Consider the following 26803-nt stretch of genomic DNA (forward strand, 5'->3'; position numbering starts at 1 on the left):
TGCTGGCGCTCGCAAGGGCGTGGAGGTTCGAGTCCTCTCCTGGGCACCACTTTTTTCTACCATGCTGAAAACTTTCGGGTTTTCTTTCAAAATCCCGCACCGGGCCCTCCGGTGCGGGATTTTGCGTTCAGGGGCTGTGTGTCCGCAGCCTCGCCCTCCCGCTTGACTGCCTCGTCTGCCGCGGGCTGGAGCCTGGAGATCGCCGCGGCGGCTCGCCCTGCCCGCCCCCCTCCCAGTCGAGCATCCCCTTCGGATTCATCTTCCGCGCGTGACCTGCGGCGATTGCGCGCGTGGCTCGGCAGGCGAAGGGATTGTTAACCAGGCCGCGCTTAGCTGGATCCGCGTCTTCAGGAAGAGATTGACTGTCTTGGGAAGTCACGGGGCGGCCGATCCACAGCACATGCACTCCCTCGCGCGAGACGGGCTCGTCCTGGCCGCCGCCTGCGTGCTGGTGACGGCTTCGGCCTTCGTCGCGCTGCCGCGTCGCGCCGCCGGCGAAGCGCCCCTCGCGCTCATATTCCCGCCCTGGTTCGACGGCGCGGCCGCCATCGAGCGCAGCGCTTCCGCCGGCTACCGGGTGCTGCGCACCGGCCGTCTGGAGTCGATCCTGATCGTCGCCGCCCCGGCTGCCGCGGGCGAGACCCCGGTGCCGCCCGCCGAAGCGTGGTTCGCGCTGTCCCTGGATGGCCTCGCCGGCTGTCTCGATCGAAGCCGTGATGCCGCGGGCGCCTAGATGATCCTGACCCTTTCTCTGGTTCGCCGCAGGGTCGCTGCGGCCCTTCTCTGGCTCGCCGGGATCCATCTTCTGGTGCTGGTGGCGCTGTTCTGGAGCCGTGGCCAGGCCGGGCTCGCGCCGGTCGCAGCCATGGCCGCGGGAACAGCCGTTGCCTTGCTGCTCCATGTCAGGCAGGGTCCGACGGCGCTGATGCGCCTGATCCTGGCCGCGGTGCTGATCGGGCAGGTCTCGACCTTCGTCTTCGGCTTCGCGGGGCATCCCTGGCAGCCGGACACGCATATGTATTACTTCGCCGTGCTGGCGCTGCTGGCCGGGTTCTGCGACTGGCGGCCGATCGTGCTCGCCGCGTCGCTGACCATCCTGCACCATCTGATCCTGCAATATCTCCTGCCGGCGGCGGTGTTCTACCAGGGCGGGAGCCTGCTGCGGACGCTGCTGCACGGGGCCATCGTCATCGTCGAAGCCTCGTTCCTCACCGTCTTCGCGGTGATGCTGCAGACGCTGCTCCTGGCCAATGAGACGAGCGCGGCGGAGGCGCAGGAGACGATCGCGGCCGCCCGCGTCGCCGGAGAGGCGGAGCGCCATGCCGCCGCCGAATCGGCGCGGCGCAACGATGCGCTGCGGGCGGCGGTGGCGCTGTTCGACCGGCAGATGGAGGAGGCGATGAGCCTGCTCGACGGCGCCGCCGGTGCGATGAAGACCGAGGCGGGTCTCCTGACCGACACCGCCAATCGCGTGCGCCTGCAGACGGCCGCCGTGTCGGATTCCTCGGGGCAGATCACCGAGAGCATCAATCACCTCTCGACCGCGGCGACGGAGCTCGTGGCCTCGATCACCGAGATCAATCGCAGCGCCGGCCAATCCGCGAGCAGCTCGAAGTCGGCGGCGGATCTGACCCTGCGGGCGCAGGAGGAGATCGGCCGGCTGGCGCAGGGCGGCGAGGCGATCGGAACCGTGGTCGAGACGATCCGTCAGATCGCGGCGCAGACCAATCTCCTCGCCCTGAACGCGACCATCGAGGCGGCGCGCGCCGGGGAAGCGGGCCGCGGCTTCGCGATCGTCGCGGGCGAGGTCAAAGCCCTCGCCGACCAGACCGCCAAGGCGACCAGCGACGTCTCCCGCGACATCGCGACCATGCAGGCGGTGATGCGCAACTCGCTCGCGGTGATCCGCGAGATCGCCGAATCCGTGCGGCATGTCGAAGGCGGATCGAGCGCGATCGCGCATTCGGTCGAGCAGCAGAGCCAGGCGGCCTCCGAGATCGCGCGCCAGATCGCACTCGCGCTGCGCGGGGCCGAGGCCAGCACCGGCATCGCCAGCGGCTTCGAGCAAATGACCCACGGCACCTACAGCTCCGCCCAGCAACTGCACGAGACGGCGATGGACCTCGCCAGGCAGGCGCAGCATGTCCGCGCGCGGGTCGGGGCGTTCTGCGAGCAGGTCAGCGGCTATTGACGCCGCCGGGGCTGGCGGCCAGTCCCGAACCCGCTCGGCCCGGACGGGTCGCGGCCGAGCCGTCCTGCCGGCCGCGAATCGCCATCACCGCGTCCGTCGAGCGGCTTACCTCTCCTGGCGAGCTTGCAGCCGGCCGTGAAAATCAGTTTAAGGGAACCGTCTGTGCTTCTGGCTACCGGCAAAGCCTGGCGCGGCGCCATGGCTTTCGCCTGGTCCGGCACGAGCGAACCCATGGATCCGACGACCCGAACCGATGCGACCGCCCCTGCGATCCTATTTGCGAGACGAGACCCAGGCGGCGCATGCGCAGCTCGACCAGCTGGTCGGCGACCTCGACTCCGTCGAAGACTATCGCGGCTATGTCATGGGGCTCTACGCGCATCGGGTCGCGGTCGAGGCATGGCTCGATGCCGCGCTCTGGCCCGACATCTACGGCAGCTGGCGCCCCAAGGGCCTGGCCGGCCTGCTCGAAGCCGATCTCGCCGATCTCGGCGACGCGCCTCCCGCGGCCGCGCCTTTCGACATGTCAAAAGACATCGCGACCCTGTCCGGCGTGTCCTATGTCGTCGTCGGTTCGGCGCTCGGCGCCCGGCTGATCTTCCGCAAAGCACTGGCGCTCGGCTTCGACTCCTCGCGTGGTGCGCGCCATCTGGCGAGCCAGCAGGATCAGCTGCAGGATTGGCGGAGACTTCTGGCGCTGATGGAATGCATCGACAGTGAGGAGTTCGACCGGCCACGCGCCGCCGAGGCCGCCAACGCCGTATTCAACCAGGCGCTGCTGGCGATGAGTGCAAACCGGGTCGACTGAGGTGGAGACCGTCGATCTCAGCAATTGCGATCGCGAGCCGATCCATATCCCCGGCAGCGTGCAGCCGCATGGCTGCCTCATCGTCTGCGACGATGGGGCCGTGACGATCCGCCGCCAATCGGTCAATGCGCAGGCGTTTCTGGGACTGGGCGAAGCCGGGCTGGTCGGGCGCAGGCTGGAGGAGGTGCTCGGCGCCGCCCCGGTCCACGAGATGCGCAACGCGCTGCTGCGCTCGGGCACGCCGGCCCGCGCCGGCCTGCTGCCGCGCCTGCGGATCCCGAGCGCGGAGACCGAATTCGACGTCAGCGTCCACCGCTTCAAGGGCAACGCGATCATCGAGTTCGAGCGGTCGGCGCCGGAAGGGCCGAGCTCGCCGCTCGAATTCATCCGCACTCTGGTCGGCCGCGCCCAGACCACGCAATCGCCGGAAGAGCTGATCCTCCAGTCGTCGCGGCTGCTGCGCTCGGTGCTGACCTATGACCGGGTGATGATCTATCGCTTCGCTCCCGACGGCTCCGGCCAGGTGGTCAGCGAGGCCAAGCGAGGCGATCTCGAATCCTTCATGGGCCAGCATTTCCCGGCCTCGGACATCCCGCAGCAGGCCCGCCAGCTCTATCTGATGAACCCGATCCGGGTGGTGTCGGATGCGAGCGGAGACCGCCACCCGATCGAGCCGGTGCTGGACGAGGAGGGCGCGCCGCTCGATCTGTCGCATGCGCATCTGCGCAGCGTCTCGCCGATCCATTGCGAATATCTGCGCAATATGGGCGTCGCGGCCTCGATGTCGGTCTCGATCATCCAGGACGGCGCCTTGTGGGGGCTGATCGCCTGCCATCACTACTCTAAGCGCGCCCTGCCGATGAACCAGCGGATCGCGGCCGAGATCTATGGCGAGGTCTTCGCGCTGCAGCTCGCCACGCTGAACCAGAAGCAGAGCCTGAAGGCGGCGGCGGATGCCAGGCGCTTCCTCGAAGGGCTGCTCACCTCGGCCTCGCATACGACCGACGTCGCGGAATTCCTGAGCGGCCACCTCGCCGCCTTCCGCCAGCTGATCGCCTGCGACGGGGTCGGGCTCTGGGTCGACGGGGTCTGGAGCCATGACGGGGCCGTCCCGCCGGCCGACCTCGCCGCGAGCCTGGCCGCTCGTGCCGCCGAGGGGGGTCCGGGCCAGATCTGGCTGACGGATGCGCTGTCGGAGGCGATGCCGGCCTCCGGAAGCGCGCTCGCCGGCATTGCGGGGGTGATCGCCATCCCGCTCAGCCAGCGCGAGCCGGATTACCTCTTCCTCTTCCGCCGCGAGCTGGTACAGACCCTGAATTGGGGCGGCGACCCCAATAAGAGCTACACGACCGGGCCGAATGGTGACCGGCTCACCCCGCGGCAGAGCTTCGCAGTCTGGAAACAGACGGTCGAAGGCCGCTCGCAGCCCTGGACCGAGACGGAACGCGAATTGGCGGAATCGACCCGCAGCGTGCTGGTCGAGGTGCTGCTGCGCCATAGCGAGGTGCTGAGCGAGGAGCGAAAGCGGTCGGATGCGCGCCAGCTCGTGCTCAATCAGGAGCTGAACCACCGCGTCAAGAACATCCTCTCGATCATCCGCTCCGTGGTCAGCTATCCGCTGCGCGACGATGGCGACCTGCCCGGCTACGTCACCACGCTGCAGGGCCGCATCGACGCGCTCGCCTTCGCGCATGACCAGGCGATCAAGCCCACCGGCGAGGGTCTGCTGCGCGACCTGCTCGTCGCGGAGCTCGGCCCCTATCGCAGCACTGCCGAAGGCGTCCGCCTCTCCGGCCCGCCGGTGGCGCTGGATCCGCGGGCCTTCGCGGTGATGGCGCTGGTGGTGCACGAGCTGGCGACGAACGCCGTGAAATACGGGGCGCTTTCGGTCGAGAGCGGCCGGCTCGAGCTGAGCTGGCAGCGCGACGAAGCCGACCAGTGCCATCTGCTCTGGCGGGAAACCGGCGGGCCGCCGGTGCGGCCGCCGGAGCGGGAAGGCTTCGGCAGCGTGCTGGTCTCGCGCAGCATCCCCTTCGATCTCGGCGGGCGCAGCGACATCCTGTTCGAGCCGGACGGCGTCGTCGCGAAACTGGTCATCCCCGCCGCCTTCCTCACCTGGCTGGCTGCGGATCCGGACAGGCCGGAGCCGCCGGCGGCGACGGGGCCGGAAAGCGCCGATTCCGTGCTGGCGGGGCGACATGTTCTGGTGCTGGAGGACCAGTTCCTGATCGCGATGGATGTCGAGGACATGCTGCTGGAGTTCGGCGCGGCCCGTGTCACCGTCTGCTCCAGCCAGTGGGAGGCCCATGCGGCGCTCGACCGCGAGACCCCGGATCTCGCCGTTCTCGACGTGAATCTGGGCGAGGAAACCTCGAGCGAGATCGCGGCACGGCTGGAAGGCCTGGGCGTGCCCTTCGCCTTCGCCACCGGCTATGATGACGGGCCCGCCCATGTCGCGACGAGGCGGGAGCACCCGGTCCTGCGCAAGCCGTACAAGGTGCCGGAGCTGCGCGACGTGCTGGCGAGGCTGTGGCAAGAGGCCGGTGCGGCAGGCGGAGACGGAGCCGGATGATCGGGCCAGCGAGGCGGTGGGGCGGTGCCTAAGCTCAAATTTCTCAACGGTGGCGGCCAGATGGGCGCGCGGATCCGGGATTTCGACTGGGCCGCTTCGCCGCTGGGCCCGCCGGAGCTGTGGCCCCTGCCGCTGCGCTCGGCCGTCTCGATCTGCCTGAACTCCTCCTTCCCGACCGCGGTCTATTGGGGCAGGCAGCTGCATCTGCTCTACAACGACGCCTGGGCACCGATCCCGGCGGAAAAGCACCCCTCCGCCCTCGGCCGTCCGGCCATAGAGGTCTGGGCCGATATCTGGCCCGTGGTCGGGCCGCAATTCGCCCAGGTGATGGAGACGGGAGAAGGCGTCTCCGCCTTCGACCAGATGCTGCCCATGGTGCGCGCCGGCCGGGTCCAGGAAACCTATTGGAACTACAGCTTCACCCCGATCCGCGACGATGACGGCCAGGTCGTCGGGGTCCTGAACCAGGGCAACGAGACCACCGACCGCGTCGCCAATCAGCGCCGGCAGGAGTTCCGGCTCCGGCTCGAGGAGGCGCTGCGGCACAAATCCGATCCGCGCGCGCTGATGGAGACCGCGATCGCGATCCTGGGCCAGCACCTCAAGGCCAATCGCGTCGGCTATGGCGAGGTCGAGCCCGATGACGAGACGGTTTCGCTGCAGGTCTGCTGGACCGATGGCGTGGAGCCGCTGGCCGGCAGCTACAGGCTCGACAGCTTCGGGAAGGACGACATCGCCCGCCAGCGGCAGGGCATGAGCCAGTTCTGCGAGGATGTGCAGGACGACCCCGCCCAGGATGAGACTGTGTGGAGCGCCATCGACACCCGTGCCTATGCCTCGGTGCCGCTGATCCGCAACGGACGCTTCACCGCCTCGCTCTACGTCAATTTCCGCGAGCCGCATCATTGGACGGAGGAGGAGATCGCCGCGATCGAGGATGTCGGCACCCGCACCTGGGAGGCCGTCGAGCTTTCCCGCGCGGAAGCCGGGATGCGCGAGAGCGAGGCACGCTTCCGCAATCTCGCCGATCACGCGCCGGTGATGATGTGGGTGACCGATCCGCAGGGCTGCTGCACCTATCTCAACCGGCAATGGTATGAATTCACCGGCCAGACCGAGGCGGAGGCGCTGGGCTTCGGCTGGCTGGAGGCGACGCATCCGCAGGACCGGGCGGCGGCGGAACGGGTCTTCCTCGAGGCCAATGCGGAGCGCCGCCCCTTCCGCCTCGACTACCGGCTGAGGCGCCATGACGGCAGCTATCGCTGGGCGATCGACGCCGCCGCGCCGCGATTCTCGCCGAATGGCGATTTCCTCGGCTATGTCGGATCGGTCATCGACGTCGATGAGCGGCGCGAGATCGAGGACCGTCTGCGCGTCAGCGAGGAGCGGCTGCGGATCGCGACCGAAGCCGCCGATATCGGCACCTTCGACTTCGATCCGATCTCGGGAACCTTGCAATGGGACAGGCGCTGCAAGGCGGCCTTCGGCCTCGCAGCCGACGCCCCCGTCAGCTACGACGTGTTTCTCGCGGGGCTGCATCCGGCCGATCGCGCCGCGACGGATCGCGAGGTCCAGCGGGCGCTCGCTCCGGACGGGCCGGGGCATTACAAGGTCGAATACCGCACCATCGGCCTCGATGACGGGATCGAGCGCTGGGTCGCCGCGCGCGGCCAGGCGCTGTTCGACGAGACCCAACCCGGCCGTCCCGCGACGCGTTTCGTCGGCTCGGTTCTCGACATCACCGCGACCAAGCGCGCCGAGGATGTTCTGGAGCGCCGGGTCGAGGAGCGGACCCTCGAGCTCGAGGCGGCCAACCGCGAATTGCGGGCCCAGATCGAGGAACGCGAGCGGGTCCAGGAGACATTGCGGCAGATGCAGCGGCTGGAGGCCGTCGGGCAGCTGACCTCCGGCGTCGCGCATGACTTCAACAATCTGCTGACCGTGGTGCTCGGCAGCATCCGCTTCATCGAGCGGGCGATCGCGCGCAACGAGGTCGATGGCCGGGTCGGCGACCGGCTCGGCTATATGCGCATGGCGGCGGAACGCGGTGCGGCGCTGACGGCGCAGTTGCTCGCCTTCTCGCGCCGCCAGCGGCTGGAGCCGAAGCCGGTCGATCTGAACGAGACCGTGACGGGCATGCAGGACCTGCTGCAGAACGCCATGGGCGGATCGGTGAAGCTGGCGACGGCGCTGCAGCCGGGGCTGTGGCCGGCCCTGGCCGATGCAACGCAGGTCGAGCTGGTGCTGCTCAACCTCGCGATCAATGCGCGCGACGCGATGGAGGTCGGCGGCTCGCTGACGATCACCACCGGCAATCTGACGCTCGGCCCGCCGCAGCGGCCGGGAGAGCCCGCCGCGGGCGATTACGTGATGGTCGCGGTCTCCGATACCGGCACGGGGATGACGCCGGAGGTTCTGGCCAAGGCCTTCGAGCCCTTCTTCACCACCAAGGAGGCGGGCAAGGGCTCCGGGCTGGGGCTGGCGCAGGTCTATGGCTTCGCCAAGCAATCGGGCGGCGGCGTGGTCATCGAGACCAAGCTCGGCGAGGGGACGACGATCCGCGTCTTCCTGCCGAAGGCGGCGCAGCGCGCCGGCGACGCCACGGCGGCGATCGCCGCGCCGCAGGCGCAGCTCGGAAGGGTGGCGCGGGTGCTGCTGGTCGACGACGACAGCCGGGTGCGCGAAGTCACCCGCAGCCTGCTCGCCGAGCTCGGCTGCGAGATCACGGAATTCGGCAGCGGCGCGGCGGTGGTCGCGGCGCTCGAACAGGCGTCTATGGAGTTCGACCTCGCGGTGTTCGACTTCGCCATGCCGGGGATGAACGGTCGCGATCTGGCGCGGCAGGTGCAGGCCCGCTACCCCTCCCTGCCCGTCATCTTCGTCACCGGCTATGCCGATCTCGCCGCGCTGCACGACGTCAGCGACGAGCGCATCGTTCAGAAGCCCTATCGCGACGGGGAGCTGGAGCGGAAGGTGCAGCAAGCCCTGCAGGTCAGCGGGATCCGTCCAGGCGGATAGGCGCTCTCAGCGCAGCAGCCCGTCCGCGTCGAACGCCTCCCATCCCTCCAGCGTCACGGCGGCGCCGTCGCTGCTAAGCCCCGCGCTGCCGGCCGCCGTCTCGCCCCGCGCCTTGGCCGCGCGTTTCAGCGCGGCCTTGCCCGCGGCGCGGCGCCGGTTCTCCGCGGCCTTGAGCCTATCCTCCTCGCGCCAGAGCTCGGGAAGGTCCTCTGCCAGCACATCCTCGATATGGCGCGGATCGAAGACGTGGAAGGTCACGGCCTTGGCCCGGCCGCGCAGTTTCACCGTGCGGGTCCCCGCGCTGTGCAGGCGCTCCTCCTTCAGCCATTTCTGACGCTCGCGCGGGGAAATGGAGAGGATATCCTCCGCCTCGCTCGGCAGGATCGGCAGGCTCTCGACGCCCTCCAGGACCGTCGCGATCTTCGCCGACAGGCTGTCGAACAGATCCTGCTCGGTCACGGGCACCCTCAGCACGATCCGGCCGGTCGCGGCCGTCGCACAGCTCCGCGAGGTCCATGGCAGGCGACGCCGGACCTCGCGCTCGATCCCCTTCAGCCGCACCGAAGAGCCGAGGGTCGCCGAGGCCGGCAGGGGCCATTCGGCGACGAGCGCAGGCGAGGTCTCGGCGGATGGCTTGGACGGCATCGTGCCAATTCCGGGCTGGAGAGCGAATCCGAAGAACCCAGCGCCTGTCGCGCGTGTTCCGCCGGATTTGAAGGCGTCGCGTCAGAGCAGCTGCGGCTGTGCCGGCGCCCGGGACGCCTCCGCGACGCCTTCGCCGCGTCGCGCCAGCTCATGCTCGGCGCTGAAGCGCAGATCGACGTCGCGCTCGGACAGGAACGCCCGCAGCGCCGGAAGGCCGAGCTGATCCCAGCTCTTGCCCCTGTCCGGGCCGGAGGGGACACGGGGCAGCAGACCGGGCTCGCGGCTCCATGCCAGGAGCTGCGCCAGCGAGGCCTCGTTCAGCATGTCGCGCAGATGATGGGCGGTGACATAGGCATCCGGCATGGCGCGGTGGGCGGGCAGGCCGATCTCATGCACGAGCCCTTCGGGCATTCGCTGGTAGCGCAGCAGCTGGTTGGAAAACCGCGGCAGTTGCGGCCAGAGCCGCAGCGCGCATTTCCAGGTACAGATCCAGTCGGCGCCGCCGCTCAGCCTGGCCGTGCAGTAGCGCTGTTCGAAGGCTGCGCGATGCGCCGCCAGCGCCACGGCCCCGCCCTCCGGGCGCAGGATCTGCGGCGCGACATCCTTCCAGAACGGAGCGCCGGCGACGTCGACGTCGCGGATGTGATGGATCGCCATCGTCTCGGGCGAGATCGGCCGGCCGGGATTGACGAAGAGCGCGCCGCGTTCCGGACCGACCCGCCAGTGTCCGTCAGGACCGAGCAGCACGTCCTGCCATCCGATCTCGCAGACCTCATGAGGGCTGCTTCCCCCGGTTTCCAGATCGATTACCCGGACGCGCATCATGGACATCGGTCGCAGATCAGCATCGGCGGCGGCCGAGACAAGTCAGGAGCGACGCTCTGTCACGCCGGAACCGGCGCATCCTCCGGGCTTCGGCCGGTGAAGGGGAAGCTGCCCTCCGCCTCCCAGGGTCCGCCGCGATAGCGCCACAACAGAAGCCCGGTCGCCATCGCCTCGAAAGGCCGGAACGCCGCCGAGAGGCTGGCGAAAAGCGATTTGGCTGCCCTCGCCTCCACCTTGTTCTGGATCGTGACATGCGGCGCGAAGCGGCTGGCGTCCTGCCGCGTCAACTGCGCCTCCCAGCGGCCCGCGATCGCGGCCCTCAACCTGTGCAGTTCCTCGCTCTCGACTGCATAGGCCGTGCCCTGGCCGAGGAAGCGCAGCGAGGCGACGCGCAGCGGGAACGGCGCCTGCCGCCCCGCCAGTGCGGAGAGCTCCGCGGCGATCTCGTCGCGGCGCTCCCCCGGCAGATGGTGGAACAGCGTCAGATGGGCGGGGATATGGTTGCGGGCCGGCGGAAAATGCAGCCGGCGTTCCGCATCGAAGCGCGCGAAGCTGGCTTCGTCGAAGCGCAGCGTCAGGATCAGCGGCGCCTCCTCCATCTCCGCCTCTCCCGGCCTGCGACGTCCTCCCGACGTCCTCGCATCCGTCCGGGCTGCGGACAAGCCTCACTGCTTCGGCACGTCCTTCAGCACGGTCTCCCAGCGGCCGACCTCGGTCTTGACCAATTGATCGAGATGGGCCGGGCCGCGAATGGCCGGGGGCGGGATCGGCACGGCCAGATCCTCGAAGCGCTTCTTCACGAAATCCGAGGAGAGGCTGGTGTCGAGCGCTGCGACCAGCCGGGCGATGATGGCGGGGCTGGTGTCCTTGTGCACGGCGAGCGCGTTCCAGACCTTCATGCCGAAGTCCGGGAGGCCCGCCTCGGCGAAGGTCGGCACGTCGGGCGCCTGCGGCAGGCGGGACTCGCCGGTCACCGCCAGCGCCGTCACCGAGCCGGCCGCGTGCAGGGGCAGCAGGGTCGCGGTCTGGTCGATGACGCCGTCGACGAAGCCGCCGATCAGATCCTGGATGGCGGGCCCCGCTCCGCGGTAGGAGACGATCGTCGCCTTCAGCCCCGACAGATGCAGCAGGAGACGCGGCGCCAGATCCGAGGTCGCGCCGAAGCCCGCGGTGCCGAAGGTCACCTTGTCGCCCTCGGCCTTGATCTTCGCGACGAAGCTCTTGAGCTCGGCGGCCCCGCTCTTCTTGCTGGCGGCCATCACCATCGGCACATCCGCCACCAGGCCGACGGGGGCGAGGTCGCTGCGCGGATCATAGCGCTGATCCTTGAACAGCGCCCGGCTCGCGGCCATCGGGCCCATATTGCCGAACAGGATGGTGTGGCCGTCCGGCTCGCCCCGGATCACCCGCTCCGTGCCGGTGCGGCCGCCCGCCCCGCCGACATTCTCGACGATGACGTTCTGGCCGAGCACCCGGCCCATCTCCTCGGCCATGATGCGGGCCAGCACGTCGGTGGTGCCCCCTGCGGCGAAGGGAACCAGCATGGTGACGGGACGCGTGGGATAGGTCTGGGCCGTGGCGGGCGCGAGCGCCAGCATGGCGGCGGCCGCGAGGCCGAGCACAAGGCGTTTCATGGATCCTCCCGATGGGTTCTTGATTGCCTGTTATCAGACAATCTGTCAGGCCTCGGGTCAAGCCCGCGATTGACGGACGGCTTACGCGCGGCAATGTGTGCCTCATGACCGAGATGAACCTTCGCATCCCCCGGCAGGCCGCGACCCTGCGCCTTCTGGTGGAAGACCGAATTCGCGAGGCGATCGCCTCGGGACATTTCCGTCCAGGGCAGCGCCTGGTGGAGCGCGAGCTCTGCGAGCAGATCGGCGTCGGCCGCACCTCGGTGCGCGAGGCGCTGCGCCAGCTCGAGGCGGAGGGGCTGGTGGTCACGGTCCCGCATCGCGGGCCGGAAGTCTCGTCGATCAATGTCGAGGAGGCGCGCCAGCTCTACGATGTCAGGGCGCTGCTGGAGGGGTTCGCCGGGCGCGCCTTCGCCGAGCAGGGCAGCGAGGCGGCTTTGGGCGAGTTGCGGCAGGCGGTGGCGGGGTTCCGCCAGGCCGCCGCCGAGGGCGACCGGGCCCAGCTGGTCGCGGCCAAGACGCGCTTCTACAGCGTGCTGATGGAGGGGGCCGGCAATGTCTTCGTCAAACAGTCGCTGACGATGCTGCATAACCGCATCACCCTGCTGCGCTTCACCTCCATGACGCAGCAGGGCCGGCTAGCGGACAGCGTCGCCGAGATCGAGGCGATCTATCAGGCGATCGCCGCGCGCGACGGGGCCCGGGCCGAACAGGCCTGTCGCCACCACATCGAAATGGCCGCGAAGGTCGCGCTGGCGGTGCTGTCCCGCGACCCCAGCGACCGAAAATCCGGCGATTGACAGATTGTCTGATAGGCTTCAGAGATCCGGCGATAGCGTGCCGTCACGGGCGCGACGCCGGAGGATCAGCCCATGTCGAACAGCGCCCCGATCGCCTTCATCGGCCTCGGCCAGATGGGCCTGCCGATGGCCAGGCGGCTGCTCCAGGCCGGCTTCACCCTCCGCGGTGCCGATCCGGCCGAAGCGCCGCGCCGGGTGCTGAGCGAGGCCGGCGGCCGCGCCTTCGCCGATGCGGCGGAAGCGGCCGAGGGTGCCGGCCTGCTGATCACCATGCTGCCCAATGGCCGGATCGTCCGCGAGGCGCTGCTGGATACGGGCGCCGCACGCGCCCTGGCGAAGGGCGCGCTGGTCATCGACATGAGCTCGTCGGCGCCCACCGACACGATCGCCCTGGCCGATGAACTGGCGGCGATGGGCCTGGTGCTGATCGACGCGCCGGTCTCGGGTGGGGTGAAGCGCGCGGTCGACGGCTCGCTGGCGATCATGGCCGGCGGGCCGGAAGAGGCGGTGGAGCGGGCGCGCCCCGCCCTCGCCGCGATGGGCAAGTCGATCTTCGCCACCGGGCCGATCGGCTCCGGCCATGCGATGAAGGCGCTGAACAATTATGTCTCCGCGGCGGGGCTGGTCGCGGCCTGCGAAGCCCTGCTCGTCGGCGGCCGCTTCGGCCTGGCGCCCGAGACGATCGTCGACGTGCTCAACGCCTCGACCGGGCGCAACAATTCCACCGAGGTGAAGCTCAAGCCCTTCGTGATTTCGGAGGCCTTCAATTCCGGCTTCGCCTTGTCGCTGATGGCCAAGGATCTCCGGATCGCGGCCGATCTCGCCGAGCATCTCGACCTCGCCCTGCCGCAGATCCAATCGGTCGCGACGCTCTGGGAAGAGGCCAAGGCCGGGCTCGGCGCGCAGGCCGATCACACCGAGATCCACCGCCATCTCCGCAAGCTCGCCGAAGCCGGCACGCGCGGCTGACCCGCCGGCGCGCGCGGTGCGCGCCGCTCAGCGCAGCGGCGGCAGATGGAGCGACACCGTCTCCCCCTCGGACCCCGGAACGGCGGGATAGAGCGCCCGCACCAGGGGATCATGGCCGGCGATGACGCGATCCTCGGCCCCGGCGAGGCGGCGCGCCGCGCGCCAGCCCTGCGCCAGCGCGCCGAGATCGTAGAAGATCGGGAAGGGGTTCTGGCGCTCGATATTGGCCATGAAATGCGCCGCATCGCTGGCGAGCACCAGGGGGCCGCGCCCGGTCTCGACGCGGACCATCTGCAGCCCGGCGCTGTGGCCGCCGACCTTGTGCAGGCTGAGGCCGGCGTCGAGTTCGGCATCGCCATCATGGAAGACGACGCGCTCGGCATAGACGGCGCGAACCATCCTGACCACATCCTCGACGTCGAAGGGATAGCGGATGCAGGCCTGGCACATGTGCCGGCCGGTCGCGAAGCTCATCTCCGCATCCTGCAGATGGAAGCGCGCCTTCGGAAACAGGTCGAGATTGCCGGCATGGTCGTAATGGAGATGGGTGATGACCACGTCCTCGACCGCCTCCGGAGCGATGCCGAGCTGGCGCAGCGCCGTTTCGACCGGGCGGATCAGCCTGCGCCCGCGCCGCGCACCGCCCTCCTCGGTGAAGCCGGTATCGACGACGACGACGCGCCCGCCCTTCCGCACCACCCAGACGAAGTAGTCCATCGGCATCGGCGCATCATGCGGGTCCGGTGCGCGGATAAAATTCTCGAAGGCCCGCCGCTCATGCACGGCGTAGCGCAAAGCGAAGACCTCCCAGGCGGCCATCGGCGCGCCTCACTTGTCCGCGGGGACGGCACCCTCGGCCTTGAGCACCTCATGGGCGGCCTTGAAGGCGTCGAGCCCGGCCGGGATGCCGCAATAGACCGTGGCGTGCAGCAGGATCTCCTTGATCTCGTCGACGGTGACGCCATTGGCCAGCGCGCCCTTGACGTGGAGCTTGAGCTCGGCCGGCCTGCCGAGCGCGGTCAGCATGGCGAGGTTCAGCATCGAACGGGTCTTGTGCTCGAGGCCGGGCCGCGTCCAGGCATAGCCCCAGCACCATTCGGTGGTGATGTTCTGGAAGGCCATCATGAAATCATCGGCCTTGGCGAGGCTGCCATCGACGTAATCGGCACCGAGAACCTTGCGGCGGACTTCCAGCCCCTTGTTGAACTGATCGCTGTGCGACATCTGCCTGATCCTTTTCCTCGACAGTTTCGGTGGGCCTCGGAACCCTCTCCCGGCGCCGCGATGCATCGGCCGCGCCGGCGCCCGAGATCGCGGCGACCGTGCCATGAGATCCTGCGGGAGACGCCTGTCGCGCGGCTCGGGCGCGCCAGCCATCCCATATCCGCTCCGCTTCTGTCAATGGATTGACAGATTGTCTGATACCGCTCAGCCGGCTGCGGCCTGGGACGAGCGGCGGACCACGAGCTCGACCGGCAGCAGGGTCTCCGGCTCGACCGGCTGCCGCGCGACCATGGCGAGCAGCGTCTGCGCCGCGAGATTGCCGATGCGGCCGGTCGGGACATGCACGGTGGTCAGGCCGGGGGAGACATGGGCCGACATGTCGAGCCCGTCGATGCCGACCACGCTGAGATCGTCAGGGACGATCATGCCGCGCGCATGCGCCTCCTCGAGACAGCCTATGGCGAAGAGATCGATGCCCCCGATCAGCGCGGTGGGCGGCGTGTCCAGCTCCAGCAGCATGGCGCAGCCGGCCCGTCCCCCGGCCAGGGTCAGCGCCTGCTCCACCACCAGCGAATCCGGCAGATCGAGACCGGCCTCGGCGAGAGCCCGGCGCGCTCCGGCGAGCCGCGCCCGCTGGCGGTCGTTGAACTGCAGATGTCCGGCGATCATGCCGATGCGGCGATGTCCGAGGCCGATCAGATGCTCTGCCGCCAGGCGCCCGGCGCGGGCATTGTCGATGGTCACGGCGGTGAAGCGACCGTCCCCGCACCAGGTCAGCACGACAGGCAGCCCCGCGGCCTCGAGCAGGGCCGTGGTCTCCGTGGCCCGTTCGGCCCCGACCAGCATCAGCCCGTCGACGCCGCGCCCGAGCAGGGCCCGCACCGCCTGCGTCTCCGCCGCCGGGCTGCCCTCATGCGAGGCGACCAGAAGCAGATAGCCCGATTGCGCCAGTCTCGCCTGCATCGCTTGCAGCGCCCGGGCGAAGATCGCGCTGTCGAGCGTCGGCACGATCGCGCCGATCGTCATCGAGCGGCCCGAGGCCAGCGCCCTCGCGGCGCCGTCCGGGAGATAACCCAGGCGCTGCGCGCTGGCCCGCACCTTGGCCAGGGTTTTGGGCGAGAGAAGATCGGGCTGCGCGATGGCGCGCGAGACCGTGGCGGGCGACACCCCTGCGTCTCTCGCCACGTCGCTGAGCTTGACACGGGTTGCGCTCACGGCATCTCTCTGAAATTTCTTTCATATGATCTAGAGCGATTTCGGCAGCGTGAGCAAGCCGTGATCGCATTGATCGCTACTTACGCATCTCAGATTGACAGGAGGCTGATAATCTGGAAGCCTTGCTGAAAGCGCTTTCATAGTAGCGCGAGAAGCGCTTTCATAAGGGCGCGCGATGGGAAACGCGATGATCGGAGGACGGAGCTGGATCGGACTGGCCTCGGTGGCGGCATTGCTGCTGCTGTGGTTCGGCGTGACCGCGACGGGGCTCGTCTCGGCGGGCCGCTTCCCGTCCCCGGCCGATTTCTGGCTGTCGCTGACCCAGATCAGCCTGCGCGGCTATGCCGGCGGCGGCCTGCTGGCCCATGCGCTGCAAAGCGTGAAACTGGTGGTGATGGGCTTTCTGGTCGCGATCGCCACCGGCGTGCCGCTCGGCCTCTGGATGGGCTGGGACCGGCGGGCCGAGGCCGCGATCAACCCGGTCTTCCTGATCATCAGGCCGATCCCGCCTCTGGCCTGGATCCCGCTGGCGATCCTCTGGCTCGGCCTCGGCGACGGCGCCAAGATCATGGTGATCTGGTTCGCCGCCTTCGTTCCCTCGGTGATCAACGCCTATGCCGGCGTTCGCAATATCGACCGCCCGATCATCGAGGCGGCGCAGATGCTCGGCACGCCGCGCTGGCGGATGATCACGGAGATCATCGCGCCCGCCGCCGCGCCGATGATCTTTACCGGGCTGCGCCTGTCGCTGCAGGCCTCCTGGACGACGCTGGTGGCGGCAGAGCTGGTCGGCGCCCTGGCCGGCATCGGCTTCGTGCTCAACATGGCGCAGCAGGACATCTATCCCGGCATGATCCTGGTCGGGATGGTGACGGTCGGCGTGCTCGGCTGGGCGACGACCGCGGCCCTCAGCCTGGCGGAGCGCCGCGCGCTCGCCTGGAACGTCGCGGGCAGGGATTGAGCCGATGCAGACGATCCCGCTGAAGACGAGCGAGAAATGGGCCTGGGGGGCGCTGGGCCTCGGCAGTTTCCTGGGGCTATGGGCGGCGCTCTCGGCCTTCGGCATCGTGCCGCGCCAGTTCCTGCCCTCGCCGCTCGACGTCCTCACCCGCTTCGTCCAGCTGCTGACGACACCCTTCGCCGGGGCAACCCTGCCGCAGCATCTCGCCTCCAGCTTCCAGCGCTATGCCTATGGCGTGCTGCTGGCGGCCGTGATCGGCGTGCCGCTCGGCCTGCTGATGGGCTGGTTCCGCTGGCTCGACGCCATCGTCACCCCGCTTTTCGACGGGCTGCGCTTCATCGCGCCGATCGCCTGGGTGCCCTTCGCGGCGCTGTGGTTCGGCGTCGGCATCGGCGGGCCGATCCTGATCATCTTCGCCGGGGCCTTCCCGCCCTGCCTGATCAACGCCTATCGCGGCGCCCGCTTCGTCGAGCCGCGGCTGATCGAGGCGGCGCGCATGCTGGGCACCGGCAATCTCCGGATGATCCTCGAGATCCTTCTGCCGGCCGCGACGCCCTCGATCGTCTCGGGGCTGCGCGTCTCGGCCGGGCTCGGCTGGCAATCGCTGGTCGGGGCGGAGCTGATCGTGGCGGCGGCCGGGGTCGGATTCATGATGGTGCAGGCCCAGGCCAATGTCGCGACCCCGACCGTGATGGCCGGCATGGTCGCGATCGGCCTGATCGGCATGGCGATCGACGTGATGCTGCGGCAGGGCGAAGCCTGGCTTCGCCGCCGGCGCGGCCTGCAGGCTTGAGGAGACGATTGCGATGGGATCGATCCGCTTCGACAAGGTCGACAAGGTCTTCGGTCCGGTGTCGGGCGGCGTGAAGGCGCTCGACGACATCAATCTCGAGATCGCCGACAAGGAATTCGTCGCGATCGTCGGGCCCTCCGGCTGCGGCAAGACGACCTGTCTGCGCATGGTCGCGGGCTTCGAGCCGCCGAGCTCGGGGATCGTCAGCGTCAACGGCCGGGCGGTGACGCGGCCGGGGCCGGACCGCGCCGTGGTGTTCCAGCAATTTGCGCTGTTCCCCTGGAAGACGGTGCGCGAGAACATCGATCTCGGCCTGCGCAACAAGAACCTGGCCAAGGGCGAGCGCGACGGGCTGGTGGCCGGGGCGCTGAAGCTGATGAACCTGGAGAGCCATGCCGATGCCTTCCCGCATCAGCTGTCCGGAGGCATGCAGCAGCGCGTCGCGATCGCCCGTGCCTATGTGCTCGATCCCGAGGTGCTGCTCATGGACGAGCCCTTCGGCGCGCTCGACGCGCAGACCCGGGTCGTCATGCAGGAGGAGCTGGTGCGGCTGGCGCGGGTCAATCCGCGCACGGTGCTGTTCATCACCCACGCCGTCGAGGAGGCGGTCTATCTCGCCGACCGGGTCGCGATCATGACCCGCCGCCCCGGCCGCATCAAGGAGGTGCTGGACGTCCGTTCGGTGCGCGCGGCCGAGAATTGGGACCGCCACGAGCGCATCGAGGACGTGATGGATCTCGAATCCTTCGTGCATCTGCGCACCCAGATCTGGAAATCCCTGCGCGAGGAGAAGGGGGCGCATGGAGCCTGACCTCGCCACGCTGCCGCGCCTCGACCGCGACCTGACCGAGCCGGAGCCGATCCCGGAGGCGGCGATCGCGCGGGCCTGCGCGCTGATGCGCTCGGGCCGGCTGTTCCGCTATGGCGAGATGGGCGCGGACCAGAATGACGTGGCGCTGCTGGAGCAGGAGTTCGCCGCCTTTCTCGGCCGGCGCTATTGCGTCGCCGTCAATTCCGGCGGCGCCGCGCTGTGCCTCGCGCTCAAGGTGCTCGATCTGCAGCCGGGCGAGCCGGTGCTGGTCAACGGCTTCACCCTCGCCCCCGTGCCGGGCGCCATCCTTCATGCCGGCGGCAGGCCCGTACTGGTCGAGATCGGCCCGGATTACGTCATCGATTGCGCCGATCTGCGGGCCAAGGCGCGGGCCTCCGGCGCGCGGATCCTGCTGCTGTCGCATATGCGCGGGCATATCGCCGATATGGACGCGGTGATGGCCGCCTGCGACGAGCTCGGCCTGCTCCTGGTCGAGGATTGCGCGCATGCGCTCTGTGCCGCCTGGGGCGGGCGGACCATCGGCAGCTTCGGTGCGGCGGCCGCCTTCAGCGCCCAGACCTACAAGCATCTCAACGCCGGCGAAGGCGGTTTCCTGGTGCTCGACGATGCCGATCGCGCGGCGCGCGCCATCCTGCATTCCGGCAGCTACATGCTGCATGCGCAGCATCTCAGCGCGCCGGCTGCGGAGGTCGTCGCCCGCTGGGAGGAGACGACGCCGAATTTCAGCATGCGGATGACGGCGCTGGCCGCCGCTCTGCTCCGGCCGCAGCTCGCCGATCTGCCGCGGCGCGCGGCGCGGTGGAACGCTATCCATGACCGGATCGGCCGCGGGCTCGCCCGCTCGCAGCATGTCCGCCTGCCGGAGCGCCCGGAGCGGGAGCGCTATTCCGCCACCTCGGTGCAGTTCTCGCTGGCCGGATTCGACGAGGCGGAGATCCAGGCGTTTCTCGGGCGCTGCGCCGGGCGCGGCCTGCCGATCAAATGGTTCGGGGCCTCGCGCCAGCGCGGCTTCACCAGCGCACCGCGCCATTGGCGCTATGCCGGCGCCCAATCGCCGCTGCCGCGCACGCATGCCGTGCTTTCCGGGCTCTGCGACATCCGAACACCGCTCTCGCTGACCGATGAGGAGTGCGACCTGGTCGCCGCCATCGTCTGCGAGGCGGCCGAGACCATCGCCGCCGCGCGTGCGGCGGCTGGGGAAACCGGGCGGGCCCGCAGGGGCTCCAGGCCGGGCCAACGATAACAGGGAGAGACAAGATGAAACGCACCATCGCAGCCTTGGGACTAGCCGCCTCGCTCGCCTGCGCCGCCGCCGCACCCGCGGTCGCCCAGACCGCCATCGGCGTCAGCTACCAGCCGTCGCTCTATTGGGCGCTGCCCTTCCATTACGCCACCGTGAAGGGCTGGTGGAAGGATGTCGGGCTCTCGCCGAACTTCTCGACCTTCCCGGCCGGCGCGCCGCAGATCGCCGCCTCGGCCGCGAAATCCTGGGATGTCGGCGGGACCGGCTCGGTCCCCGCCGTGCTCGGCGCGGTGCGCTTCAACATCCTGACGATCGGCCTCACCAACGACGAATCCAAGACCAATGCGATGATGGTGCGCGGCGACAAGTTCGACGCGATCAAGGCCGATCCCAAGCTGCTGAAGGGCCAGAAGCTGCTGCTGACCACCAATTCGACGGTGGATTACGCCTCCCGCAAATGCCTCAGCAAATTCGGGCTGCAGAACAACGACATGCAGTTCGTCAATCTCGGCCAGGCCCAGATCATCACCGCAATCACCTCCAATAATGGCGACGTCGCCGGTGTCTGGGCGCCCAATACCTACACGCTGGAGGAGCGGGCCAACGCCAAATATCTGTGCTCGGGCGCCGATGCCGGCGCGATCGTGCCCGGCGCGCTGATCGTGCGCGCCGATTTCGCCAAGGAGCGGCCGGACGACGTCGCGAAATTCCTGGCGGTGTTCCTGCGCGGCTGGTCCTGGGCCAAGGCCAATCCGGCCGAGGCCCGCACCCTGGCGCTCGATTTCTACAAGCAGGGCGGGCTGGAGGTGACGGCCAAGGCGATGGACCAGGAATTCGCCCTGCGGCCGACCTTCGGCCTCGACGAGCAGCTGAAGCTGATGGCCCGCGGCTCCGGCGCCTCGACGGTCGATGGCTGGTTCTCCGAGATCGGCAAATTCATCACCGAAGTGGGGACGATCCCGGCCAATCCGGACACGAAGAACTACCTCACCGATGATTTCCTGAAGCGCGTCGCGGCCGACCCCAAGCTCAAGGCCTTCGCGACCGAATTCGACAAGAAGTGAGCCGAGGCCGGCTCCGACCAGCGGCTGCGCCTCGAGGCGTCGCCGCCACCACCCCCAATGACCCGAAGCGGACAGCGCCATGGCCATCACCCATCTGAAGACCGCGACCAAGACGCCGGAGACGGAAACCGACGCTGCGCGCGCCGTCGTCACCGAGATGCTCGCCGCCATCGAGAGCGGCGGGGAACAGGCGGTGCGGGATTATGCGCTGAAGCTCGACAAATGGGATGGCGCGATCGTGCTGGACCAGGGCGCGATCGCCGAGCGCATCCGCGACGTACCGCAGGCGGTGAAGGACGATATCAGCTTCGCCGCCGGCCAGGTCCGCCGCTTCGCCGAGGCGCAGCGCGCCTCCTGCCAGGATTTCTCGCTCGAGATTTCGCCGGGCCTGCGGCTCGGGCAGAAGCTCGTGCCGGTCAACACCGCCGGCTGCTATGTGCCGACCGGGCGCTACGCCCATATCGCCTCGGCCTATATGTCGGTCGCCACCGCCAAGGCCGCCGGGGTCAAGACCGTCGTGGCCTGCTCGGCGCCGTTCCGCGGCCAGGGCATCCATCCGCATGTGCTGTACGCGCTGACGGTGGCGGGGGCCGACATCATCATGTGCCTGGGCGGGGTGCAGGCGATCGCGGCGATGAGTTTCGGCCTGTTCACCGGCCAGCCGGCCGACATCATCGTCGGGCCGGGCAATAAATTCGTGGCGGAAGCCAAGCGCATGCTGTTCGGCAAGGTCGGGATCGACGTCTTCGCCGGGCCCTCGGAGGTCGCGGTCCTCGCCGACGACACGGCCGACCCGCTGATCGTGGCGACCGATCTGGTCGGCCAGGCGGAGCACGGGCATGAGAGTCCGGCCTGGCTGATCACCTCCTCGCGCCGGATCGCAGACGAGGTGGCCCGGCTGATGCCGGAGCTGATCGCCACTCTGCCGCCGACCGCACGCGATGCGGCGGGCGCCGCCTGGCGCGACTATGGCGAGATCGTGCTCTGCGACACGCGCGAGGAGATGGTCGCCGTGTCGGATCGCTATGCCTGCGAGCATCTCGAAGTGCATTGCAGCGACCTCGACTGGTGGCATGGCGCGCTCAGCAATTACGGCTCGCTGTTTCTCGGCGAGGAGACCAATGTCGCCTTCGGGGACAAGGTCTCCGGCCCCAACCATATTCTGCCGACCAAATTCGCCGCCCGCTATTCGGCCGGGCTGTCGGTCCATAAATTCCTGAAGCCGCTCACCTGGCAGCGCATGGACCGCGCCGCCTGCCAGCGCATCGCGCCGGTCTCCGCCCGCATCTCCAGGCTCGAGGGGATGGAGGCTCATGCAAGGACCAGCGATGCCCGCATGGCCAAATACGCACCCGGATCCACGATCGATCTGGGAAGGCCGGTCGAGGTCTAGGGATGTTCAGGCTCGGCTCGCTCTTCGATCTCACCGGCCGCACCGCGCTGGTCACCGGCGGCAATAGCGGCATCGGCCTCGCCATGGCGCGGGCCCTCGGGCTGGCGGGCGCGCATCTCGTCATCGTGGCGCGGCGCGAGGACGCGCTGCGCGAGGCGGCGGAGGGTCTGCGCGCGGAGGGCATCGGCGTCGATACTATTCCCGCCGATCTCGCCTCGCCGGAAGCGGGCACCGCGCTGGCGGCGGCCTGTGCGGGGCTGGGACGGGCGGTCGACATCCTGGTGAACGTCGCCGGGCTCAATCTGCGCCAGCCCTTCATGCAGGTCACGGCCAAGGCCTTCGACCTGCACATGGCGGTGCATCTGCGCGCGCCCTTCCTGCTGACCCAGGCCTTCGCGCCCGGCATGGCGGCGCGGGGCTATGGCCGGATCCTCAACATCGCCTCGCTGCAGAGCTACCGCGCCTTCCCGGATTGCGCGCCCTATGGCGCCGCGAAGGGCGGCGTCGTGCAGCTGACACGGGCGATCGCGGAGGAATGGTCGCGCCATGGCGTCACCTGCAACGCGATCGCGCCCGGCTTCTTCCCGACGCCGCTGACCGCCGCCGTCTTCGCGGATCCGGCGCGCACCGCCCGCAACGCCGCGCAGACGGCGATCGGCCGCAATGGCGAATTGGAGGATCTCGCCGGCGCGACCGTCTTCCTGGCCTCGCCGGCCTCGGCCTATGTCACCGGCCAGACCCTGACCGTGGATGGCGGCTTCACCGCGAAATGAGGGACCGCACGGCATGAAGGCCCTGGTCTATACCGGCCCCAACAGCCTTTCCTTCCGGGACGAGCCGGACCCCGTGCCCCTGGCCGACGAGGTGCTCGTGCGGGTCGAGGCAGTCGGCATCTGCGGCTCCGACATGCATGCCTATCACGGCTTCGATTCCCGGCGGCCGGCGCCGCTCATCCTCGGCCATGAGGCGGCCGGGCGGATCGCCACCGGGCCGCGCGCCGGCGAACGCGTCACCATCAACCCGTTGGTGGTCGATCCGGCCTGCCCCTATGCGATCGAGGGGCGCTGGCACCTCTCGCCGACGCGCCAGATCATCTCGATGCCGCCGCGTCCCGGCGCCTTCGCCGAGCTGGTGCGGATCCCGACGCGCAATCTGGTCGCCATCCCCGAGGCGATGCCGATCGCCCATGCCGCCCTCGCCGAGCCCGTCGCGGTGTCCTGGCATGCGGTGCGCATCGGCATGCAGCGCCTGCACCAGCCGCTCGCCGCCTGCCGGATCGTGGTGCTCGGCGGCGGCGCCATCGGGCTGGCCGCAGCCCTGGTCGCCAGGCTGTTCGGGGCGCGCGACATCCGCATCGGGGAAACCAATGCGCTGCGGGCGCTGACCGTGCAGGCGCAAGGCTTCGCCAGCTATGTGCCGGGGCACGACGAGCCCGAGGATCAGACGACCGATCTCGTCATCGACGCCGTCGGCGCCGATGCGACGCGGGCCGCCTCCTGCCGGCTGGTGCGGCCCGGCGGCGTGATCGTCCATGTCGGGCTGCTGCCGGGACAAGGCGGGCTGGACGTGCGCAAGATCACCTTGCAGGAGATCACCTTCGCCGGTGTCTATTGCTACACACCGGTCGATTTCGCCCAATCCGTCGACGCGCTCGCCCAGGGACGGCTCGGCGATTGCGGCTGGATCGAGCAGCGGAGCCTGGCGGAGGGGGCCGGGGCCTTCGCCGATATCGATGCCGGACGCGTCAGCGCCGCCAAGATCGTCCTCTCGGCCTGACCACGCGCTAGGCCGCGTCCAGCGCCTCGTTCTCGCGGGCCACGCGCAGCTGCCTGATGCAGCGGGACAAAGTCTCGGGCGCCATGCCGAGATAATCGGCGATGTCGCGCTGCGGCATGGGCGGACGGCGCCTCGGCGGCAGGCCGGCGGCCTCGACGCGCTGATCCAGCCAGACATAGAAGTCGCGGACCTTCTCGACCGCCGAGAGATGCACGATCTTCTCGATGTGATGCGCCAGATCCTGGTAGGCGACGGTCGCGTTGCGCAATAATTCGAGGGAGATCCTGGGCGAGGACAGCCCCTCCTCCATCACGGATTTCAGGGAGAAGCGATGCGCCATGACCGTCGTCACGGCTTCCGCAGCCGTGTTGCGCCGCTCCGGACACAGGCCGAAAATGTCGCCCGGCAGCACGAACTGCACGATCTGCCGGTTGCCATGGACGCTGTTGACCTGAAGCCGGACGCAGCCGCGCTGCAGCCGGTAGATGCAATCGCTGACGTCGCCTTCGTCAAAAATCAGATGGCCCTTGGGAAACCGGACGGGCCAGTGCTTCAAGGAGTCGATGGCCAGGCCGGGCAATGGTGTCATCGTATCCCCCAGAGCGACGTGGCGGCTCTAGGGTGCGGGGTGTGATGCAACCAGGGCTGCCCCGACCTGAAGTGGCCACGCCTGTTCTCGAATTCTGAAGCTCGCAAGCCGCAAATTTGAGTTCTAATGTGAGGACGCTAGCATAAGGATCGTCTCACCTTCCTTGATCGGCGTCAATTTGCCGTCTCGCGCCATAGCTGCGCCAGGAGCCTTCCCCGGGGGGCGGAGGGCTCCAGGTCCCGCGGGGTTCCCGCATGCCGGACGGTGCCGGCGGGGACTGCCCGGCGCTTCAGCGCGCAGCGCCTTCCTCCAGGCGGCCGAGCAGCGCCCAGATCCGGCGGTTGAGGGCGTAGAGCTCGGCCACCGCCGCCGCGACCTTGGCCATGCGCGCCGCATCGACGGGCTCGCGCGCGCCAAATCGCAGGCTCCCCTTGCGCTCCTCCAGCTTCATCGCCTGGGTGTGGGTGATGTCACCCGCCTCGTTGAGGACGAAGGTCGCGTGATTGAGCTCGTTGCGCAGCTTGGTGCAGGCCGAGAACGCCTTCGTCACCTCCGCCAGTTCGCGGCCGAGCGCCCGGTCGCGCAGCCTGATCTTGGCCAGCCTCTCGACGAGGTCCAGCCGCGCCCGCGTAGTGTTGAGCGTGGCGAAGATGATGGCCGCCGCCGGCTCGTCGGTCTCGATCAGCAGCATCAGCACGTAGATGAACAGGCTCTCAGTGTTGGACCAGGCGAAGTTGAGATCGCCGATCAGCGCCATCCATGCCACCCTGCGCTCACCGGGATGGCGCGAGGCCTGTTCGATTACCTCGAAATCCGGCGGCGGCGGGAGCGGCGTCCGACCGCGCATGGTGCCACTCGCCATGGTCAACCTCTCCCCTCGGTCGCCGCCGCCCGACCCCCACCGGACCGGCCCGCGACGGCAATTTCTCTCACGCCGCGGGCCGTCCGCGCAATCGCGACCGCCGGCCAGATGGGTTGGGTTAAGAAAGTGTCAATGTCTGGGTCAGCTTTCGTTGGATTGACCCCGCCCCTCATCGGCAGCAGTTTTCAGCCACGGGCCGCCAGCTTCCGACAAGCACAGCGGCACCGCAGCAGGCGGTGAGTACTGCGTTCCGCCTGTTCTGACGACGTTTTGCTTTCACCTGAAAGCAAGACGGGTGCGATGTCGGCTGGCTATTCGTAACAACACAGGAGATTCCGATGTAAGCGACGGTATTGCCAGCAGAAGCTGGCCATCGGCAACGGATCGTCCGTTATTTGTTTGCCGGCAAATGAAAACATTCATCTTCGGCACCAGGCGTTTCGGACCGGCGCAACACAGAAGCGATGCGCGGCGGAGACGACCAAGTGCCTCCTCGAAATCAACAGGAGCACGTCATGACCTTTCAGTTCCCGCAGCCCTATCACCCCAACCAGGACCAGGACCAGGAGCAGGATCAGGCTCAGGCCCAGGCCGAATTGCAGGCCCAGCTGCAGGGCCAGGGACAGGGCCAGCATCAGGGCCAGTCGCAATATGCCGCGCAGGCCGTGGAGACCTCGACCTGGAACAGCTCGGCCAATGAGAACGGCAATCTCAACGGCAACCTGAATGCCAATGGCAACCTCAACGGCAACCTCAACGCCAATGAGAACCTGAACCACAACGAGGTCGTCAACGACATCGCCAATACCGTCGAGAGCGCGGTCACGGTGACCGTCGATGTCGGCGTCGGCGTCGGCGTCGATGCCGGGGCCTGCTGCCCGAGCGACGACGACGTCATCGACATCGAGTCGATCCAGGGGATCACCCAGTCGATCGTGATGCCCGATGCGGTCTCCCAGACCGTCACCAACGGCAACGCCTTCAACATCGACCAGGTCAGCAACCTCACCGACAACGACACGCTGAGCAACCCGACCGTGACCTTCAACGGCGGCGGCGTCGATCCCGACGACTGGTGCTGCGACGCGGCCGAGGCAGCGGGCGACTTCACGATGACCGCGACGGCCTCTGGTGGGACGGCCTCTTCGGTGATCGGCGATCTCAGCAACGACTACGGCACGCAGAGCGGTGTCGGAGCGGCGGCTGCGAATGCGACGCTGACGCAGGAAGCCTTCACCCAGCACATCGCGATGGGCGCCAACATCCAGTTCAACTCGCTGGATATCCATGTCGCCGGCGACATCACGGACTCCCTGACCGGCTGATCCGGCCAACCGCACTTCCCCGCGCGGGCCAGGCGCCCGCGCGGGGATCGTTGCTGACCGGTTC

At 68.8% G+C, this 26803-nt stretch carries 25 protein-coding genes; 16 read left to right on the plus strand and 9 right to left on the minus strand.

From position 1 onward, the window contains the following. Positions 1–400: 400 nt before the first annotated feature. The 5 genes from ASG72_RS02495 to ASG72_RS02515 all read left to right on the plus strand — a co-directional run bounded on the left by ASG72_RS02495 (position 401) and on the right by ASG72_RS02515 (position 8589). Positions 401–733 (plus strand): hypothetical protein, encoded by a 333-nt coding sequence (locus ASG72_RS02495; protein WP_056708494.1) that lies wholly within the window; start codon positions 401–403, stop codon positions 731–733. After that, a complete protein-coding gene (locus ASG72_RS02500) occupies positions 734–2191 on the plus strand; it encodes a methyl-accepting chemotaxis protein (protein ID WP_056708496.1) in 1458 nt (485 codons plus the stop codon). A 253-nt stretch (positions 2192–2444) separates the two neighbouring features. Continuing rightward, positions 2445–2999 (plus strand): biliverdin-producing heme oxygenase, encoded by a 555-nt coding sequence (locus ASG72_RS02505; RefSeq protein WP_200939875.1) that lies wholly within the window; start codon positions 2445–2447, stop codon positions 2997–2999. Position 3000: 1 nt separating this feature from the next. Next, positions 3001–5571: an HWE histidine kinase domain-containing protein gene (locus ASG72_RS02510; RefSeq protein WP_156395757.1), complete on the plus strand. Its 2571-nt coding sequence runs from the start codon at positions 3001–3003 to the stop codon at positions 5569–5571. A gap of 24 nt (positions 5572–5595) precedes the next feature. Continuing rightward, positions 5596–8589 (plus strand): PAS domain S-box protein, encoded by a 2994-nt coding sequence (locus ASG72_RS02515; protein WP_156395758.1) that lies wholly within the window; start codon positions 5596–5598, stop codon positions 8587–8589. 6 nt (positions 8590–8595) lie between these two features. On the opposite strand, the gene ASG72_RS02520 is transcribed toward ASG72_RS02515, so the two are convergent. The 4 genes from ASG72_RS02520 to ASG72_RS02535 form a co-directional block, all read right to left on the minus strand. Next, positions 8596–9234: a hypothetical protein gene (locus ASG72_RS02520; protein ID WP_056708508.1), complete on the minus strand. Its 639-nt coding sequence runs from the start codon at positions 9232–9234 to the stop codon at positions 8596–8598. An 81-nt stretch (positions 9235–9315) separates the two neighbouring features. Beyond that, on the minus strand, positions 9316–9981 hold the full coding sequence (locus ASG72_RS02525; RefSeq protein WP_244488666.1) for a DNA polymerase III subunit epsilon: 666 nt from the start codon (positions 9979–9981) through the stop codon (positions 9316–9318). A 137-nt stretch (positions 9982–10118) separates the two neighbouring features. Next, a complete protein-coding gene (locus ASG72_RS02530) occupies positions 10119–10658 on the minus strand; it encodes a 2'-5' RNA ligase family protein (protein WP_056708514.1) in 540 nt (179 codons plus the stop codon). Positions 10659–10724: 66 nt separating this feature from the next. Then, positions 10725–11693 (minus strand): tripartite tricarboxylate transporter substrate-binding protein, encoded by a 969-nt coding sequence (locus tag ASG72_RS02535; RefSeq protein WP_056708517.1) that lies wholly within the window; start codon positions 11691–11693, stop codon positions 10725–10727. Between the two features lie 104 nt (positions 11694–11797). Between ASG72_RS02535 and ASG72_RS02540 the strand changes: the two genes are divergently transcribed. Next, complete coding sequence (locus ASG72_RS02540; protein WP_056708520.1) at positions 11798–12493, plus strand: GntR family transcriptional regulator; 696 nt, start codon at positions 11798–11800, stop codon at positions 12491–12493. 72 nt (positions 12494–12565) lie between these two features. Next, positions 12566–13462, plus strand: coding sequence for an NAD(P)-dependent oxidoreductase (locus ASG72_RS02545; protein WP_056708521.1), 897 nt, complete (start codon positions 12566–12568; stop codon positions 13460–13462). A gap of 27 nt (positions 13463–13489) precedes the next feature. Here the strand turns inward: ASG72_RS02545 and ASG72_RS02550 are convergent, their stop codons facing one another. The 3 genes from ASG72_RS02550 to ASG72_RS02560 all read right to left on the minus strand — a co-directional run bounded on the left by ASG72_RS02550 (position 13490) and on the right by ASG72_RS02560 (position 15901). Next, the gene (locus tag ASG72_RS02550) at positions 13490–14281 is read right to left on the minus strand and encodes an N-acyl homoserine lactonase family protein (protein WP_056708525.1); all 792 of its coding nucleotides are present in this window, start codon (positions 14279–14281) and stop codon (positions 13490–13492) included. Between the two features lie 9 nt (positions 14282–14290). Continuing rightward, positions 14291–14686: a carboxymuconolactone decarboxylase family protein gene (locus ASG72_RS02555; RefSeq protein ID WP_056708528.1), complete on the minus strand. Its 396-nt coding sequence runs from the start codon at positions 14684–14686 to the stop codon at positions 14291–14293. Positions 14687–14890: 204 nt separating this feature from the next. Further along, positions 14891–15901 carry a substrate-binding domain-containing protein gene (locus ASG72_RS02560; RefSeq protein WP_082540012.1) on the minus strand — a complete coding sequence of 337 codons (1011 nt, stop codon included), beginning with the start codon at positions 15899–15901 and terminating at the stop codon, positions 14891–14893. 187 nt (positions 15902–16088) lie between these two features. On the opposite strand from ASG72_RS02560, the gene ASG72_RS02565 reads away from it, so the two are divergent. From ASG72_RS02565 to ASG72_RS02600, 8 genes are all read left to right on the plus strand, one after another. Beyond that, positions 16089–16862: an ABC transporter permease gene (locus tag ASG72_RS02565; protein WP_082540013.1), complete on the plus strand. Its 774-nt coding sequence runs from the start codon at positions 16089–16091 to the stop codon at positions 16860–16862. Positions 16863–16866: 4 nt separating this feature from the next. After that, positions 16867–17655, plus strand: coding sequence for an ABC transporter permease (locus ASG72_RS02570; RefSeq protein WP_056708537.1), 789 nt, complete (start codon positions 16867–16869; stop codon positions 17653–17655). A gap of 13 nt (positions 17656–17668) precedes the next feature. Continuing rightward, positions 17669–18466: an ABC transporter ATP-binding protein gene (locus ASG72_RS02575; protein ID WP_056708542.1), complete on the plus strand. Its 798-nt coding sequence runs from the start codon at positions 17669–17671 to the stop codon at positions 18464–18466. Continuing rightward, positions 18456–19730, plus strand: coding sequence for a DegT/DnrJ/EryC1/StrS aminotransferase family protein (locus ASG72_RS02580; RefSeq protein WP_056708546.1), 1275 nt, complete (start codon positions 18456–18458; stop codon positions 19728–19730). The genes ASG72_RS02575 and ASG72_RS02580 overlap by 11 nt, the downstream gene beginning before the upstream one ends. A gap of 14 nt (positions 19731–19744) precedes the next feature. Then, positions 19745–20794 carry an ABC transporter substrate-binding protein gene (locus ASG72_RS02585; protein ID WP_056708550.1) on the plus strand — a complete coding sequence of 350 codons (1050 nt, stop codon included), beginning with the start codon at positions 19745–19747 and terminating at the stop codon, positions 20792–20794. Positions 20795–20873: 79 nt separating this feature from the next. Then, on the plus strand, positions 20874–22187 hold the full coding sequence (hisD, locus tag ASG72_RS02590) for a histidinol dehydrogenase (RefSeq protein WP_056708552.1): 1314 nt from the start codon (positions 20874–20876) through the stop codon (positions 22185–22187). Positions 22188–22189: 2 nt separating this feature from the next. Further along, positions 22190–22960 (plus strand): SDR family oxidoreductase, encoded by a 771-nt coding sequence (locus ASG72_RS02595; protein ID WP_056708556.1) that lies wholly within the window; start codon positions 22190–22192, stop codon positions 22958–22960. 13 nt (positions 22961–22973) lie between these two features. Then, complete coding sequence (locus ASG72_RS02600) at positions 22974–23963, plus strand: alcohol dehydrogenase catalytic domain-containing protein (RefSeq protein ID WP_056708561.1); 990 nt, start codon at positions 22974–22976, stop codon at positions 23961–23963. A 7-nt stretch (positions 23964–23970) separates the two neighbouring features. Here the strand turns inward: ASG72_RS02600 and ASG72_RS02605 are convergent, their stop codons facing one another. Together ASG72_RS02605 and ASG72_RS02610 are read right to left on the minus strand one after the other, a co-directional pair. Beyond that, a complete protein-coding gene (locus tag ASG72_RS02605) occupies positions 23971–24552 on the minus strand; it encodes a Crp/Fnr family transcriptional regulator (protein ID WP_082540014.1) in 582 nt (193 codons plus the stop codon). Positions 24553–24841: 289 nt separating this feature from the next. After that, positions 24842–25414: a hypothetical protein gene (locus ASG72_RS02610; RefSeq protein ID WP_082540015.1), complete on the minus strand. Its 573-nt coding sequence runs from the start codon at positions 25412–25414 to the stop codon at positions 24842–24844. Positions 25415–25929: 515 nt separating this feature from the next. Between ASG72_RS02610 and ASG72_RS02615 the strand changes: the two genes are divergently transcribed. Further along, a complete protein-coding gene (locus tag ASG72_RS02615) occupies positions 25930–26739 on the plus strand; it encodes a hypothetical protein (RefSeq protein ID WP_056708569.1) in 810 nt (269 codons plus the stop codon). Positions 26740–26803 lie beyond the last annotated feature (64 nt).

The organism is Allobosea sp. Leaf344, from assembly GCF_001426225.1.
Classification (GTDB): domain Bacteria; phylum Pseudomonadota; class Alphaproteobacteria; order Rhizobiales; family Beijerinckiaceae; genus Allobosea.

Excerpts from the sequence above, each read along its gene's own strand:
- ASG72_RS02495 (WP_056708494.1), top strand. The coding sequence starts at position 401 with ATGCACTCCCTCGCGCGAGACGGGCTCGTCCTGGCCGCCGCCTGCGTG.
- ASG72_RS02500 (WP_056708496.1), top strand. The coding sequence starts at position 734 with ATGATCCTGACCCTTTCTCTGGTTCGCCGCAGGGTCGCTGCGGCCCTT.
- ASG72_RS02505 (WP_200939875.1), top strand. The coding sequence starts at position 2,445 with ATGCGACCGCCCCTGCGATCCTATTTGCGAGACGAGACCCAGGCGGCG.
- ASG72_RS02520 (WP_056708508.1), bottom strand. The coding sequence starts at position 9,234 with ATGCCGTCCAAGCCATCCGCCGAGACCTCGCCTGCGCTCGTCGCCGAA.
- ASG72_RS02530 (WP_056708514.1), bottom strand. The coding sequence starts at position 10,658 with ATGGAGGAGGCGCCGCTGATCCTGACGCTGCGCTTCGACGAAGCCAGC.
- ASG72_RS02535 (WP_056708517.1), bottom strand. The coding sequence starts at position 11,693 with ATGAAACGCCTTGTGCTCGGCCTCGCGGCCGCCGCCATGCTGGCGCTC.
- ASG72_RS02540 (WP_056708520.1), top strand. The coding sequence starts at position 11,798 with ATGACCGAGATGAACCTTCGCATCCCCCGGCAGGCCGCGACCCTGCGC.
- ASG72_RS02545 (WP_056708521.1), top strand. The coding sequence starts at position 12,566 with ATGTCGAACAGCGCCCCGATCGCCTTCATCGGCCTCGGCCAGATGGGC.
- ASG72_RS02550 (WP_056708525.1), bottom strand. The coding sequence starts at position 14,281 with ATGGCCGCCTGGGAGGTCTTCGCTTTGCGCTACGCCGTGCATGAGCGG.
- ASG72_RS02555 (WP_056708528.1), bottom strand. The coding sequence starts at position 14,686 with ATGTCGCACAGCGATCAGTTCAACAAGGGGCTGGAAGTCCGCCGCAAG.
- ASG72_RS02565 (WP_082540013.1), top strand. The coding sequence starts at position 16,089 with ATGATCGGAGGACGGAGCTGGATCGGACTGGCCTCGGTGGCGGCATTG.
- ASG72_RS02570 (WP_056708537.1), top strand. The coding sequence starts at position 16,867 with ATGCAGACGATCCCGCTGAAGACGAGCGAGAAATGGGCCTGGGGGGCG.
- ASG72_RS02575 (WP_056708542.1), top strand. The coding sequence starts at position 17,669 with ATGGGATCGATCCGCTTCGACAAGGTCGACAAGGTCTTCGGTCCGGTG.
- ASG72_RS02580 (WP_056708546.1), top strand. The coding sequence starts at position 18,456 with ATGGAGCCTGACCTCGCCACGCTGCCGCGCCTCGACCGCGACCTGACC.
- ASG72_RS02585 (WP_056708550.1), top strand. The coding sequence starts at position 19,745 with ATGAAACGCACCATCGCAGCCTTGGGACTAGCCGCCTCGCTCGCCTGC.
- hisD (WP_056708552.1), top strand. The coding sequence starts at position 20,874 with ATGGCCATCACCCATCTGAAGACCGCGACCAAGACGCCGGAGACGGAA.
- ASG72_RS02595 (WP_056708556.1), top strand. The coding sequence starts at position 22,190 with ATGTTCAGGCTCGGCTCGCTCTTCGATCTCACCGGCCGCACCGCGCTG.
- ASG72_RS02600 (WP_056708561.1), top strand. The coding sequence starts at position 22,974 with ATGAAGGCCCTGGTCTATACCGGCCCCAACAGCCTTTCCTTCCGGGAC.
- ASG72_RS02605 (WP_082540014.1), bottom strand. The coding sequence starts at position 24,552 with ATGACACCATTGCCCGGCCTGGCCATCGACTCCTTGAAGCACTGGCCC.
- ASG72_RS02610 (WP_082540015.1), bottom strand. The coding sequence starts at position 25,414 with ATGGCGAGTGGCACCATGCGCGGTCGGACGCCGCTCCCGCCGCCGCCG.
- ASG72_RS02615 (WP_056708569.1), top strand. The coding sequence starts at position 25,930 with ATGACCTTTCAGTTCCCGCAGCCCTATCACCCCAACCAGGACCAGGAC.